Here is a 14,893-nt window from a genome sequence, read left to right as displayed (position 1 = left end):
CTCGCGTGACCGATGTCAGCTTCAATCGAGGTCGCTCGATTGTCAAGGCTTCCGGAAACCTTTCGGCGCAAGGAATTGCGCGGTCACCTGCGCACGTGCCAGGGGCGGCGGGGCCGTTCGCCACCGGCCGGCGGCGGGCTATTATCGGCATGTTCCCGATAACCAGACCGTCCTCGCGTGCACCCCCCTGCGAGCGTCCTCACCCGACTCCCGCGGGCACGAAGGAGATCGAGTGAAGATCGTCGACGCCCGGGTCATCGTGACCTGTCCGGGCCGCAACTTCGTCACCCTCAAGATCGTCACCGACGAGGGCGTCACCGGAGTCGGGGACGCCACCCTCAACGGTCGGGAGCTGGCCGTCGCGTCGTACCTGCGCGACCACGTGGCGCCGCTGCTGATCGGCCGGGACCCGGCCCGGATCGAGGACACCTGGCAGTACCTGTACCAGGGCGCGTACTGGCGGCGCGGCCCGGTCACCATGAGCGCGATCGCCGCGGTGGACACCGCCCTGTGGGACATCAAGGGCAAGGTGGCGGGCCTGCCGGTCTACCAGCTGCTCGGCGGCCGGTCCCGCGAGGGCGTCACCGTGTACGGCCACGCCAACGGCGAGACCGTCGAGGAGGTGCTGGTCGAGGTCGCCCGCTACGTCGACCTCGGCTACCGGGCCGTACGCGTGCAGTGCGGTGTGCCGGGCCTGCCCAAGACGTACGGGGTCAGCGCCGACAAGTTCTTCTACGAGCCGGCCGACGCGGCCCTGCCCAGCGAGGCGACCTGGTCGACGCAGCGCTACCTGTCACACGTGCCGGGCGTGTTCGCGCGGGTCCGCGACGAGTTCGGCCCCGACCTGCGGCTGCTGCACGACGTGCACCACCGGCTCACCCCCATCGAGGCGGCCCGGCTCGGCCGCAGCCTGGAGCCGTACGCGCTGACCTGGATGGAGGATCCGGTCCCCGCCGACCTGCAGGAGGGCTTCCGGCTGATCCGGCAGCACACCACCACGCCGATCGCGGTCGGCGAGGTCTTCAACACCGTCTTCGACGCGGCTCAGCTCATCCGCGAGCAGCTCATCGACTACGTCCGGGCCACGGTGGTGCATGCCGGCGGGATCACCCACCTGCGGCGCATCTTCGACCTTGCCGCGCTGCACCACGTCCGGAGCGGCTCACACGGCGCCACCGACCTGTCGCCCGTCTGCATGGCCGCCGCGCTGCAGCTCGACATCTCGATCCCCAACTTCGGCCTGCAGGAGTACATGCGGCACACCGCGCAGACTGACGAGGTGTTCCCGCACGGGTACCACTTCGCCGACGGCTACCTGCACCCCGCCGAGACGCCCGGGTTGGGCGTCGACATCGACGAGGAGGCGGCGGCCCGCTACCCGTACGCGCCCGCGTACCTGCCGGTCAACCGGCTGGAGGACGGGACCGTGCACCCCTGGTGATCCGCCCCGGTCAGTAGATGCGCCGCCCCCGCGCGTCGGGCACCCCGGACTTGCGGAAGAAGTACGTGTTGATCTGATCCCGCCACTCGGTGGCGCTGCGGACCTGCTCATCGAGGCGCTCGGCCACCCGCTCGTACACGGCCGGGTCGATCATCCCGTTCAGGGTCTGCCACCGGCGTCGCATCACCGCCACCTCCTCGACGCCCGCGAAGTGGGTGTCGTAGATGTGCTGGATGACCGTCGACCCACTGTGCAGGACGTGGTCGTACGGCACGTGGTGGAAGAACAGCAGCAGCTCGTCCGGGCAGGTCTGCGGCGACTCGTACACGTCGGCCCAGTACGGCGGGTACTGGCCGGCGAAGCCGGTGCCCGAGGCGCGGCTGCGGTCCACGCCCACGCCGTCGCGGTCGGCGAAGTGGTAGGTGCCCCACCGCGAGTACTCGTACCCGTCGACGTCGGGGCCGTAGTGGTCGCCGGGGTGGACCATGAAGCCGACGCCCAGCGGGGCGGTGTACCGCTCGTAGGTACGCCACGAGTCGTCCATGATCTCGTGCAGTGTCCGCCGGACCAGCTCCGGGTCGGCCGTCGCCGACGGTGGGAACGTCAGGGTCATCCACTCGTCGAGGACCGCCGTCGGGTCGAGCCGCGGGTCCCAGGCGAGCCGGCCGACCGTGTAGAGGTTGGCCTGTGCCAGCGGATGCCCGGTCCAGAAGGGGTCGTCGCCGGTGTTGGCGACGGCGACCAGGCCGCCGCCCTTGCCGGCCTCGCCGGTGACCACGTCGGCGATGGTGCGCCCACCGGGGCCCCACGGCGCGAAGCTGAGCACCTCGCCCCAGCACGGGCCGAGGTGGCAGATGTGTCGCTGCTGTCCCGTGTACTCCTGGGTGACCTGCACCTCCACCGCGACCCGGGTGGCCGGCATGGCGGCGAGCACCGGCGAGACCGGCTCGCGCGTCTGGAAGTCCACCGGACCGAACTTCACCTGCAGGACCACATTGGTACGGAACCGTCCGTCGAGTGGAGCGAAGTGGTCGTACGCGGCCCGAGCGCGGTCGGTGGACCGGTCCCGCCAGTCCTGGTGGTGGTTGTAGACGAACGCCCGCCAGTGCACCACTCCCCCGTAAGGGGCGAGGGCCTCGGCGAGCAGGTTCGCACCGTCGGCGTGGTCCCGCCCGTAGCTGAACGGGCCGGGTTGCCCCTCGGAGTCGGCCTTCACCAGGTAGCCGCCGAAGTCGTCGATTCGCTCGTAGACGCGCCGGGTGGTGGCCGCCCACCAGGCGCGCACCTCCTCGTCGAACGGGTCGGCGGTGGGCAGTCCGCCGAGGACCAGCGGCGCGGCGAAGGTGACCGACAGGTGCACCCGGATGCCGTACGGGCGCAGCGCGTACGCGATCTGGGCCACGTCACCGAGCCGGTCGGTGAGCAGCAGCGCCTCGGCACGACCCACGTTGACGTTGTTCACCGAGATGGCGTTGATCCCGCTGGCCGCCAGCAGCCGCCCGTACTCCCGGGTCCGGGTCAGGTCCCCGCGCGGACGGCCACCGGCCCAGAAGATCGAGCCGCCCGCGTACCCCCGTTCGACCTGGCCCATCACCGGGTGCACGGCCACGTTGTCCCAGTGGTTGAGCATGCGGCGGCGCAGCGCGGGCCGGTGCAGCTCGGGTGGGCGGGCCGGGTCGAAGGCCGCCGCACAGAGCCGTACGACGTGGAACAGCCCGTAGAGGAGGCCGGCGGGCGCGTCGGCCAGCACCGCCGTCGTCTCACCGCTGCGGGCCAGCAGGAAACCCTCGTCGCCGAGTGTCTCGCCGAGGTCGGCGAGCGCCGCCTCCCCCGCCGCGCGGGCCGCCCGCACCGCCGAGCTGGGCAGCTCGGGCGCCCCGCGCAGGGTGAGCACCAGGTCGACGTCGACGTCCCAGGACGGGGAGTGCCAGACCCGCCCGCCATAGCGCGTGCAGGCGCGCGTCACCTCGTCGAGAACGGTGTCGACGAGCAGCCCGTCGCCGTGTACGAGGACGCGCCGTGCGCCGAGGGTCCGGAACGCCTCCGGTGGCAGCCAGGCGGGGTGTACGCGCGGATCCTCGACGTCGTGCGGCTCCGCCACGAACACCGGATCCTCCAGGTCGGCGTTCACGCGACCCCCCGCGTGACGATCACCTCAGCGGTCGTGGAGCGGCTCATGCGGTGAACTCCTTCCGGATCAGGTGGACCATCGGGTCGGCGACGCGGAGAATTCCGAGGGCCAGGACCGAGGCGAGCAGCGCCGGTACCGCCTCGGAGAAGACCGCGGTGATCCCGGCCGCCGCCGCGAGCAGCAGGACGTTGCCGGCGGTGACACCGGGGGTACGGACGAGGAAGTGCACGGCCAGGCGCAGGACGTCACGGGTGCGGAACTCGAACAGCGAGGTGATCACCAGCGCGTTGAGCGCGCAGAGGGTCACCCCGACCGCGACCGCGATCAGCGGGACCACCCACCAGCTCGGTAGGCCGATCGCGTCGCGGTAGGCGAGGTTCAGCGCGAGCACCGTCAACCACAGCAGCGTCGGCGTCCAGACCCGCAGTGCGCCCCCGACGTTGCCGCGGTAGCCCCGCCAGAACAGCGCGGCGGGCCGCAGGTCGGTCAGGTCGGGTCGCTGGTGGCGCAGGGCGTAGAGGGCGGCGGAGGCCGCCGGTCCGACCGGCGTCAGCAGCAGCGCGACCAGCGGCAGGTTGCTGGGGTCGCGGTCGAGCAGCAGCAGCGGGAGCAGGGCGGGCACCGTGGTGACGAGCAGCAGCGCCTCGACCACGAGCAGGATGTAGACGCGGGACGCGATCCGGGACAGGGGTCCGTCGCCGATCTGTCGCCCGGCCTGGGCCGCGTCGTTCACCGTCGTCCTCCTCCCGGATCGGGCCGGCGGCCCGCGCCGGTCGCGCGAGCCGCCGTGGTCGGCCGTTCCGGGCGTTTCCCCGGACCGGCCGACACCTCAGCGATGGTCCTTCTGGTAGCGGTCGTACGCCTTGTTGACCATGTCCAGGTAGGAGTCCATGTTCTTACCCTTCAGCTCGGCCAGGTAGGCGTCCCACTGGGCGAGGTCCCGCTGGCCCAGCGCGAACTGCAGGGTCGCCTGGTAGACGGCGTCCTTCAGCGGCGTCTCCCACAGGGACGCCTGTTCCCGTTCCTCGTCGTTCAACGGGTGCGGCGGGGGCACCGCGACCGGCGTCCGCGCGTTCATGACCTTCTGGAACTCCTGCTCCTCCGGGGCGAAGAAGCCCTGCACCAGTTCCGGCTTTCCGCCGTACGCGAAGACCCCGTTGTAGAAGCCGAAGTCCTTCTGCAGGTGCTTGGGGGCATTGGGGTTGAGCCCGATGACGTTGACGTCGGGCGCGAGCTTGGGCATGCCGCCGTCCCGGACGAAGGTCTTGCCCTCGACGCCCCACTTGGCGAACTCCTGGCCGGCGTCGGAGTACCAGAGCCAGTCGATGAACTGCATCATCGCCACGAAGTTCTTGCTGTCGCGGGCCTTCGAGGAGATCATCACGCCGTTCTCCAGCCGGCTGGCCGGGTTGATCTCACCGGCCGGCCCGATCGGCAGCGGAATCTTGGTGATCTTGGCCTTGGGGTTGGTCTTCGCCAGGTCCGGGCGGTAGTCGTTCACCACGGCCTGCGCGTTGGCGCTGATCACGAAGGACTTGCTGTTGGCGAGCTTCTGCCGGGCCTGATCGTCGGTCTGGGTGAAGCTCTCCGGGTCGAGCAGCTTCTCCTTCACCAGCTTGTTGAGGTACTGGAGCATCTGCTTGTACTTGTCGCTCGCACCGGTGTAGACGAACTTCTTGGTGTCGGCGTCCCAGCTCGTGTGCTGGAAGTTCCAGCCCGCGCCCTGGAGTCCGTACGACACGGCCAGGAGGTTGAGCAGGTTGCCGGCCGGGTTGGGCTTGCTCCACCGGTCCGAGAACGGGTAAACGTCCGGGTACTTGGCCTTCATGGCCTTAAGCACCGTGTACAGCTCGTCCCAGGTCTTCGGGGGGCTGAGCTTCAGCTCGTCGAGGATGTCGGTGCGGATCGCCAGCGAGTAGTCGTGCCAGGGCTTCTCGTGCAGGCCGGGCAGCAGGTAGAACTTGCCGTCCTCCTGACGTCGGGTGTCGATCTCGGGCTTCAGGTTCCACTTCGAGATCTTGTCCTGCAGGTTCGGCATCAGGTCCAGGTAGTCGCTGACCGGCAGGATCGCCCCCGACGAGACGTACGCGTCCTCCTGCCCCGGGTAGGTCTTCGGGATGATCATCGGAGCGTCACCGGCGCCGATCAACAGGCTGCGCTTCTGCTCGTAGTCGCTCAGCGGCACGGCGACCGGGGTGAGGGTGACGTTGGCGCGGGACTTCAGCTCCGACCAGAAGAGCCAGTCCTCGCGCAGCGGATAGTTCGGGTGGTTGTTGTACAGGATCGAGAAGGAGACCGGCTCGCTCGCCTTGAACTGCTTGCCGATGCCGTAGTCGGCCATCGCACCGGCTTTGTTCTCCGACAGGTCCTTGGCGTCGGACGGGTCATCACTGCAGGCGGCGATGCTGGTCGCCGTGAGCAGCACGGCTACCGCTGTCGCGACGCGGCGCCACGATCGGTGGAGCATGGCGGTCCTTTCGGGTTCGGTGGAGGAAAAGGGTGGACGTGCTGGTTAGCCCTTCACGGCGCCGAGCATCACGCCGCGGACGAAGTACCGCTGGACGAAGGGGTAGACCAGGAGGATGGGCAGGGTCGTGAGCACGATCGTCACGGACTTGAGCGTCGCGTCGGCCTGCACCTCGTCGGCCTCGGCGATCGCGCCGACGTTCTCCGCGCCGGTGGCCCCGGCGATCAGGTTGCGCAGATACACGGTCACCGGCCACAACTCCTGCTGGTCCATGTAGAGGAAGGCGGCGAACCAGGAGTTCCAGAAGGCCACGGCGTAGAACAGCACCATCGTGGCGACGATCGCCTTCGACAGGGGCAGCACGATGCGCAGCAGGATGCCGTACGTGTTGAGCCCGTCGACGGCCGCGGCCTCCTCCAGGTCGGTGGGGAGCGACTCGAAGAACGCCTTCATCACCAGCAGGTTGAACACGTTGATCGCGTTGGGCACCGCGATGGCCCAGACGCTGTTCTTCATGCCCAGGCTGGTGACGAGCACGTAGTTGGGGATCAGGCCGCCGGTGAAGAACATGGTGAAGACCGCGATGCCGATCAGTGCCGTACGCCCCCGGAGGTGCTTCTTGGACAGCACGTAGGCGTAGCAGATGGTCAGCACGATCGAGATGGTCGTGGCGACAACCGTGTAGAAGACGGTGTTGCGGTAGTTCGTCCAGAACAGCGAGTCGTGCAGCACGAGCCGGTAGGTGTCCAGGTTGAATCCGCGCGGCACGAGGTTGACCTGGCCGGCGATGATGTACCCCTCGTCGCTGAGCGAGCGGGCCAGGACGTTGACGAACGGAAACAGGGTCACCACCACCACGATGGTGAGCACGACCGCGTTGCACGCCTGGAACACGCGGTAGCCCCGGGTGGGCCGGATACCGCGGGGCCGGACGCGGGCGGGCAGGTCGTCGGCGCGGGCCGTGTCGGTGGCGTCGACGGTCACCACAGGCTCGTCCCCACCGTGCGCCGGGCGATCAGGTTCGCCGTCAGGACCAGCGTGAGCCCGATGACCGCCTCGAACAGCCCGATGGCGGCGGCGTAGCTGAAGTTGCTGGACCCGAAGCCCATCCGGAACAGGTACGTCGAGAGCACGTCGGCGGTCGGGTAGGTCAGCGGGTTGTAGAGCAGCAGGATCTTCTCGAACCCGACCGCCATGAACGTGCCGATGTTGAGGATCAGCAACGTGACCATGGTGGGTCGGATGCCCGGGAGCGTGACGTGCCAGGTCTGCCGCCAGCGGTTGGCCCCGTCGATCCGGGCCGCCTCGTACAGGTCGTCGTCGACGGTGGTGAGCGCGGCGAGGTAGAGGATCGTGCCCCAGCCGACCGTCTGCCAGACCTCGGACGACACGTAGATCGTCCGGAACCACTCGGCGCGTTGCAGGAACGGCACCGCCCCGCCGCCGGTGGCCTGCACGAGTTGGTTGACGGTCCCGTCGACGGAGGTCAGCTGCATGACCATCGCCGCGACGATCACGATCGACAGGAAGTGCGGCAGGTAGGACACGGACTGCACGAACCGCCGCAGCCGCCGGGCGCGTACCTCGTTGAGCAGCAGCGCGAGGATGATCGGCAGCGGGAAGCAGAACAGCAGGGTCAGCGCCCCGAGCACCAGCGTGTTGGTGAAGACGTCCCAGAACGTCGGGTCGGCGAGGAACATCCGGAAGTAGCGCAGCCCGACCCAGTACTCACCGAAGATGCTCCCGCCCGGCTTGAACCGGCGGAACGCGATGATGTTGCCGATCATCGGGAGGTACCGGAAGACCAGGAAGAACATCAGCGGTAGGACGGCCAGCGAGTAGAGCTGCCAGTCCCGGCGCACCGCCTGTCGCCAGGTGCGACGCCGACGGGGTGCGCGCGGGGCGGGGACGGTGGCCTCCACCACGTCGCCGGGTGGCGCCGGCGGCGGGGGCCGCAACGTCTCGGATGTCATCCTCGCCTCCTATGCGGAGTGCGGAACGGCCACGAGCGGCTCGATCCGCACCGACGTGAGTAGGTCCCGCTGGTGCCCGACCTCGCGCTCGGCACCGGTGAGCCGCAGCGTCAGGGCGTCCTCGATCTCCGCGCTGGAGCGCCCGAACCGCAGCTCGACCGCGCCGGGCTCGACCACTCGCCGGCCGGAGCGACCGGTGAACGACGTGACGTCGGCCGGTACGCCGAAGGTGACGTGCGCCCGCGCTCCGGCCTCCAGCGACACCCGGGCGAAGCCGACCAGCCGGTGCACCGGGCGGGTGGTCTGCGCCACCGGGTCATGCAGGTAGAGCTGCACCACCTCGGTGCCGGCCCGGTCACCGGTGTTCCCGACGGTGATCCGCACCTGGACCTCGGCGTCCACCGGCCAGGGGGTCGGTTCATCGTGAACCCCGCCCACGACCACGGCGTCGGACCACTCGAAGGTGGTGTAGCTCAGGCCGTGGCCGAACGGGTACGCCGGGGTCGGGTCGATCGAGGACACCTTGTTGCGTCGCCCGAGCGGTGGCGACAGGTAGGTGCCCGGCAGCCCACCCGCGTGACGGGGCACGCTGACCGGCAGCCGCCCGGACGGGTTCACCGCGCCGGTGAGCACCTCCGCGAGCGCCTGCCCGCCGAGTTGGCCGGGGAAGAACGCCTGCACCACGGCCGCCGCCGTGTCGAACTCCGGGCCGAGCGCGTACGGGCGACCGGTCAGCAGCACCAGCACCACCGGGGTGCCGGTGGCGAGAACGGCCCGGACCAGGTCCGCCTGCACGCCGGGCAGCCGCAGGTCGGCGGCGTCGCAGCCCTCGCCGGAGGTGCCCCGGCCGAACATCCCCGCCCGGTCCCCGACGGCGAGCACGCACACGTCCGCGTTGGTCGCCGCGGTGACCGCCGCCGGGATGCCGGACGCGTCCTCGCCGGTGACGGCGCAGCCCGGCTCGTGGACCAGCAGCGGGACGCGGCGGGCCAACTCGTCGCGCAGCGTAGGGATCTCCACCCCGAGGCCGTGGTCGGGGTGGTTGACGCCGACGTGGTTGGGGAAGGTGTAGCAGCCGAGCATCGCCATCGGGTCGTCGGCGAGCGGACCCACCAGGGCGACCCGGGTCGCGACGGGCAGCGGCAGCACGCCGGTGTTGCGCACCAGCACGACGGACTCGCGGGCCAGGCGTACGGCGACGTCCCGGCTGGCCTCGTCGTCGAGGCGCAGGGCCGCGACGTCGTCGGGCAGGGCCCGCCACTCCTCGTCGAGCAGGCCGATGTCGATCTTCTGGAGGAGCACCCGGCGCACCGCCCGGTCGATCAGCGCCGCGTCGACCTCGCCGGCGTGCACCGCCTGGACCAGCGCGTCGCCGAAGGCGTCCACGGTGGGCAGTTCCACGTCGATGCCGGCGCGCAGGGCGAGGCGGGCGGCGTCGACGGCACCAGCGGCGACACCGTGCAGGGTCTCGAGGAACCGTACGGCGAAGTAGTCGGCGACCACGATGCCGGTGAAGCCCCACTCGTCACGCAGCAGCCCGGTCAGCAGGTCTTCGTCGGCAGCGGCGGGCATGCCGTCGATCTCGGCGTAGGAGTTCATCACCGAACGGGCGCCGCCGAGCCGCAGGGCCATCTCGAACGGCGGCAGGATGTGGTCGGCCAGTTCACGGCGGCCCATCGACACCGGGGCGAGGTTGCGTCCGCCCCGGGAGGCGGAGTAGCCGGCGAAGTGCTTGAGGGTGGCCACCAGGCCGGCGTTCTCCAGGCCCCGCACGTACGCCGCACCTGTCGTTCCCACCAGGTACGGGTCCTCCCCGATGGTCTCCTCCGTGCGGCCCCAGCGGTAGTCGCGGGTGACGTCGAGGACGGGCGCGAGGCCCTGGTGTACGCCGGCGGCCCGCATCGACGCGCCGATCCGCCCGGCCATCTCCTCGACCAGCTCGGGGTGGAACGAGGCGCCCCAGCCCAGCGGGGTCGGGTAGACGGTGGCCTTCCAGGCCGCGAACCCGGTCAGGCACTCCTCGTGCACCTGGGCCGGGATGCCGAACCGGCTGGTGGCCACGATCTGCTCCTGGGAGGCAGCGAGCGAACGGGCGCCGAGCACCGGGTCGACCGGCGCGGTGCCGAACGGGCGGGTGAGCTGACCCAGCCCGTACCGGATGATCGTGTCCCACGACGGGGTGTTGGCGACCATGTCGGACTGGTGCGGCGCGACACCCTCGCCGGACGCGTCGGCGCCGACCCAGACCCCGAAGAGCTGGGCGACCTTCTCCTCGACGGACATCACCGCGAGCAGCGCCTCGGCCCGGTCGGCCGGCGACAGCCGGGTGTCGCGCCACGGTGCGGCGTCGCGTGACGCCGATTCGCCGTCGACGGGCTGCTGACTTCTCATGCCGAGACCCCTTAGCTCCGGCCACGAACTGCGCCGTCGTGGGACCGGTTGGTGGTGCGCGGTTCCACAATCCGAAACTTTCCGGAAACCAGAGCAACCTTTTCGGCAACCTAAGTCCGCCGCCTGGACCTGTCAAGAGTTTCGATGTGTCGTGGGATGCCTACCAGGGCGCTCAGCTGCATCGACGGGAATCGTCGGCTGATCGTGTTAGTGTCGTCCGAAACTTTCGGATGCGGTATGAGGCTGCGATGACAGAGCACCACCCGCTCGGCCCACCCGGCTCCACCACCACCATCGCGACGATCGCCCACGACGTCGGCGTGTCGGTCGCGACGGTCTCCAAGGTCCTCAATGGCCGCGAGGACGTCTCCCCCGGCACCAGAGCCCGGGTCGAGGCGAGTCTCGACCGCCACCAGTACCAGCGCCGCACTCGGCGCTCCTCGTCCGCCACCCGTCGGATCGACCTCGTCTTCCACGAGTTCGACACCGGTTGGGCGATGGAGGTGATGCGCGGGGTCGAGGCGGTGACGAGCGTCGCCGGCATCAGTCTCGCCGTATCCCAGCTCGGCGGCGCGCACCGCCCGGCGGCGCGATGGCTCGACATCCTGCTGGGTCAGCGTCCGCTGGGCGTGCTGTTCGTCCTCTGTCACCTCACCGACGCGCAACAGCAGCTCCTGCGGCGTCAGGGCGTACCGTTCGTCGTGATCGACACCGACAGCGCGACCTCGGCGTCCGTACCCACGGTCGGCTCGAACAACTTCAACGGCGGCCTGCTCGCCGCCCGGCACCTGATCGAGCTGGGGCACCAGCGGATCGCGGTCATCAGCGGGCCACCCGACATGCTGTGCAGCCGGGCCCGGGCCGCCGGCTTCCAGTCCGCGCACGACGAGGCAGGGTTGACCCTCGACCGCGAGCTGGTCCGCTTCGGCAGCTTCTCCGCCGGCACCGGGCACACTCACGGCCTCCAGCTCCTGCAACGACCGGACCGACCCACGGCGATCTTCGCCGGTTCGGACATCCAGGCGATGGGGGTGCTCCGGGCCGCACGCCGGTGCGGCCTGCGTGTCCCCGAGGACCTCTCGGTGATCGGGTACGACAACCTGCCGCTCGCCACCTGGACGGACCCGCCCCTCACGACGATCAACCAGCCGCTGCGCGACATGGCCGGCATCGCCACCCAGATGCTGCTCGACCTGTCCGCCGGCACCGAGCCGGCGACCAGCCGGATCGACCTGGTGACCGAGCTGGTCGTCCGGGAGAGCACCGCGCCCCCCGCCCCACCCCGCTGACCCCTGCGAGGACCCGTGCCCGACGCCGCTGTGCGCCTCGACGAGCTTGAGCGATACTGCCCCACCGTCGCCGAACCCGAGGACTTCGACCGGTTCTGGGGCGACACGCTCGCCGCGGCCGCCGCCCGGCCGGTACTCGTCGACGTCCGTCCCGAGCCCACCGACCTGCGCGTGCTCGACACCTGGGACGTCACGTTCGCCGGCTTCGGCGGAGACGAGGTACGGGCCTGGTTCACCCGCCCGGCGGGCGTACCCGGACCGCTGCCCGCAGTGGTGGAGTACGCCGGCTACGGGCGCGGCCGTGGTATGCCACACGAGCGGCTGGTCTGGCCGGCGGCCGGGTACGCGCACCTGTTGATGGACAACCGGGGCCAGTCCGGGCTGTACGCCGTCGGGGACACCGCCGACCGGCACGGCGCACCCGGCGGGCCCTGGCCGGCGACCTGGGGAATCCTCGACCCGCACGACTACCACTACCGCCGTCTGATCACGGACGCCGTCCGGGCCGTCGAGGCGGTGCGCGCCCTGCCCGGAGTGGACGCCGGCCAGGTCGCCCTGCTCGGCAACAGCCAGGGCGGGGGCGTGGCCCTGGCCGTCGCCGGCCTGGTCGACGATCTCGCGGCGGCGCTGATCACCGCGCCGTTCCTCTGCGACGTCCAGCACGCCATCGAGCTCAGCGACGCCTCGCCGTACGGTGAGATCGCCCGGTACCTGGCGGTGAACCGGGAGGCCGAGGCCGCGGTCCGGCGCACGCTGTCCTACGTCGACGGGGTGACCTTCGCCCGGCGGGCCACCGCGCCGGCACACTTCGGCATCGGCCTGCGCGACACCGTGTGCCCGCCGAGCACCGGCTTCGCGGCCTACAACCAGTACGGCGCCGCGACCGGTCGGCCCGACGCGCCACGGCGGGAGATGCACGTGTACCCGTTCAACGGTCACGAGAGTGGCGAGGCCCTGCACGTCCGGCGGCAACTGCGCTGGCTCGCCGAGACGCTCGCGAGCTGACCGTACCCATGGTCGGCGATCGATGCATTGCCGGTGTTAGCGATAACAAGCTATGGTGCGTCCGGGCGGGGTGAAGGGCACATCCCGACGTCCGGGTTCCTGGTCGTCGCTCCACCACCCGAGGAAGTCCCATGAGCACTGTGACCCTTGGTAAACCCGTCCCCCCGAAACCCGACAGGCCCGCGAAGACCCCGAGGCCCCGCCGAGCCCGGCTGTGGTGGGCCGCGCTGGCCGCCGTCGCGGCCATGACCGCCGCCGTACCGGTGGCGACCGCGCCCGCGAGCGCCGAGTCCAACGGCGGCGTACGCGTCATGCCCCTCGGCGACTCGATCACCGACGGCTTCAACGTCGCGGGTGGCTACCGGATCGAACTCTGGCAACGGTTCGCGTCCGGCGGCTACCGGATCGACTTCGTCGGCTCGATGTTCAACGGCCCGTCCAACCTCGGTGACCACGACCACGAGGGCCACTCCGGCTGGACCATCTCGCAGATCGACGCGAACTTCGTGAACTGGCTGCGCGCCACCAACCCGCGCACCGTGCTGCTGCACATCGGCACGAACGACATGTACGGCGACACCTCCGGAGCGCCGGGCCGACTGGCCACCCTGGTCGACCGCATCACCAACACCGCACCGAACGCGGACGTGTTCGTGGCCACGATCATCCCCAAGTCCGGCGCGGACAACGTGGTACGGGGCTACAACGCGGCGATCCCGGGGATCGTGCAGACCCGCGCTGCGGCCGGCAAGCGCGTGCACCTGGTCGACATGTACCGCGCGCTGACGCTCAGCGACCTGGCCGACGGCGTGCACCCCAACGCCACGGGCTACCGCAAGATGGCCGTCGCCTGGTACGACGCGCTGCGCGCGGTTCCCGGCAGCATCGGCGGGGACACGCCGCCGACCACGACTCCGCCACCGACCACCCCACCCCCGACCACGCCACCGCCGACGACCCCGCCGCCCACCACGCCGCCGCCGACGACCCCGCCGCCCACCACTCCCCCGCCCACCACGCCACCGCCGGCGGCGGGCTGCCGGGTCACGTACACGGTCAACGCCTGGAACAACGGGCTCACCGCGGCCGTCTCGGTCACCAACACGAGCAGCAGCGCGATAAACGGCTGGGCCCTGGCGTTCACGCTGCCGAGCGGCCAGACCATCACCGGCGGCTGGAACGCCAGCTACTCCCCGACGAGCGGCGCGGTGACCGCCCGCAACGTCTCCTACAACGGCACCATCGCACCGAACACGTCGGTCGACATCGGCTTCCAGGCCACCCACACCGGCAACGCCGGCAAGCCGACCGCCTTCACGCTCAACGGCACCGCCTGCACGGTCGCCTGACCCGCACCGGACACCGAACGCGGGGGCGGCGAGGAGTGTTCTCGCCGCCCCCGGGGTACGGGTGGCTCAGACCGCGTGACGGTCGGAAGCCGAGCGCCGCGCCGCTCGGCTTTTGGATCTGTCGATAAGCGCGCACCGACAGGGCAATGGCACTACCCCGCCAGGCTCATTACGAGCCGACGAGGCCCGAGGGGTTTCCGGGCGCCTCGTCCGCGCGGCGGCAGCGTCTCATGCCTGTGGCTGGATGAAGAGTGGTCGGAAGTACGACGCCTCTCCGGGAGCGGCGCGAAGGTGCCGACGCCAACCGAGAGATGCCAGAAGCCGTCGGCGCACGCAGAATGCCACGAGCCGACGCTCCAAGCGGCGGAACGTCGGCGTAATGATCGACGCCGACCTCGTTGTCCAGGTGAACCCGCGCGACCCTCGTTGTTGTTCTCCAAGGCTCGCAGTAAGACGCTCTTGGAATGGGGATAGACGGGTCCGCGAGACCAGCTGTGGTTGTTGAACCCGAGTCCTGCTTCCTCGTATGTGATCGAGAACCAAAACCGCTCGATGAGTAAATGATCGAGTTCAACCAAGGTGAGGCTGATACCGCGATTTTGCATCAGGAAGAGCTGCCGGTGCTCAGAACCGTCTCGACTTCTGGTCGCTTAACCGGCTTCAATCGAGGAGACCGTGGTGATCGTTGAGCCAGCCGACTCCGGCAAGATCCTGGACCAGCCACCGGTACGCCAGGCTGGTTGCCGGACACGTGTGGCCTAGAGGCAGTTCTGAGTTTCCCCCGCTTTGATGGAGCGGTGGTTACCTGCTGCCGGCTGGCGCAGGGGTGGCGATAGGTGGTTCGGCT

The 14,893-nt window shown here is 70.1% G+C and carries 11 protein-coding genes; 5 read left to right on the top strand and 6 right to left on the bottom strand.

The window, feature by feature from the left end:
* Positions 1–232: 232 nt before the first annotated feature.
* Positions 233–1,441: a D-mannonate dehydratase ManD gene (manD, locus tag ACLQ25_RS15800; protein WP_425731618.1), complete on the top strand. Its 1,209-nt coding sequence runs from the start codon at positions 233–235 to the stop codon at positions 1,439–1,441.
* A gap of 10 nt (positions 1,442–1,451) precedes the next feature.
* Here manD and ACLQ25_RS15795 read toward each other — a convergent pair whose 3' ends face one another.
* The 6 genes from ACLQ25_RS15795 to ACLQ25_RS15770 all read right to left on the bottom strand — a co-directional run bounded on the left by ACLQ25_RS15795 (position 1,452) and on the right by ACLQ25_RS15770 (position 10,403).
* Positions 1,452–3,572 carry an alpha-glucuronidase gene (locus ACLQ25_RS15795; RefSeq protein WP_425731617.1) on the bottom strand — a complete coding sequence of 707 codons (2,121 nt, stop codon included), beginning with the start codon at positions 3,570–3,572 and terminating at the stop codon, positions 1,452–1,454.
* Positions 3,573–3,615: 43 nt separating this feature from the next.
* Positions 3,616–4,305, bottom strand: coding sequence for a hypothetical protein (locus ACLQ25_RS15790; protein ID WP_425731616.1), 690 nt, complete (start codon positions 4,303–4,305; stop codon positions 3,616–3,618).
* 96 nt (positions 4,306–4,401) lie between these two features.
* Entirely contained in the window at positions 4,402–6,039 is a 1,638-nt protein-coding gene (locus ACLQ25_RS15785) for an extracellular solute-binding protein (RefSeq protein WP_425731615.1), read from the bottom strand.
* Between the two features lie 45 nt (positions 6,040–6,084).
* The gene (locus ACLQ25_RS15780; RefSeq protein ID WP_425731614.1) at positions 6,085–7,023 is read right to left on the bottom strand and encodes a carbohydrate ABC transporter permease; all 939 of its coding nucleotides are present in this window, start codon (positions 7,021–7,023) and stop codon (positions 6,085–6,087) included.
* On the bottom strand, positions 7,020–8,012 hold the full coding sequence (locus ACLQ25_RS15775) for an ABC transporter permease (RefSeq protein WP_425731613.1): 993 nt from the start codon (positions 8,010–8,012) through the stop codon (positions 7,020–7,022). Before ACLQ25_RS15775 ends, ACLQ25_RS15780 begins: the two co-directional genes overlap by 4 nt.
* A gap of 9 nt (positions 8,013–8,021) precedes the next feature.
* Positions 8,022–10,403 carry a glycoside hydrolase family 3 N-terminal domain-containing protein gene (locus tag ACLQ25_RS15770; protein ID WP_425731612.1) on the bottom strand — a complete coding sequence of 794 codons (2,382 nt, stop codon included), beginning with the start codon at positions 10,401–10,403 and terminating at the stop codon, positions 8,022–8,024.
* Positions 10,404–10,651: 248 nt separating this feature from the next.
* Between ACLQ25_RS15770 and ACLQ25_RS15765 the strand changes: the two genes are divergently transcribed.
* The 4 genes from ACLQ25_RS15765 to ACLQ25_RS15750 all read left to right on the top strand — a co-directional run bounded on the left by ACLQ25_RS15765 (position 10,652) and on the right by ACLQ25_RS15750 (position 14,735).
* Complete coding sequence (locus ACLQ25_RS15765) at positions 10,652–11,692, top strand: LacI family DNA-binding transcriptional regulator (RefSeq protein WP_425731611.1); 1,041 nt, start codon at positions 10,652–10,654, stop codon at positions 11,690–11,692.
* Positions 11,693–11,707: 15 nt separating this feature from the next.
* Positions 11,708–12,697, top strand: coding sequence for an acetylxylan esterase (locus ACLQ25_RS15760; RefSeq protein ID WP_425731610.1), 990 nt, complete (start codon positions 11,708–11,710; stop codon positions 12,695–12,697).
* A 131-nt stretch (positions 12,698–12,828) separates the two neighbouring features.
* Positions 12,829–14,046 carry a cellulose binding domain-containing protein gene (locus ACLQ25_RS15755; protein WP_425731609.1) on the top strand — a complete coding sequence of 406 codons (1,218 nt, stop codon included), beginning with the start codon at positions 12,829–12,831 and terminating at the stop codon, positions 14,044–14,046.
* Between the two features lie 560 nt (positions 14,047–14,606).
* Positions 14,607–14,735 (top strand): hypothetical protein, encoded by a 129-nt coding sequence (locus tag ACLQ25_RS15750; protein ID WP_425731608.1) that lies wholly within the window; start codon positions 14,607–14,609, stop codon positions 14,733–14,735.
* The last annotated feature ends 158 nt before the right edge of the window (positions 14,736–14,893 follow it).

Origin of the sequence: Micromonospora sp. DT44 (assembly GCF_049841635.1) — a bacterium.
GTDB lineage: Bacteria > Actinomycetota > Actinomycetes > Mycobacteriales > Micromonosporaceae > Micromonospora.
The sequence above is the reverse complement of the archived record's forward strand: the minus strand, read 5'-3'. Positions and strand labels throughout refer to the sequence as shown.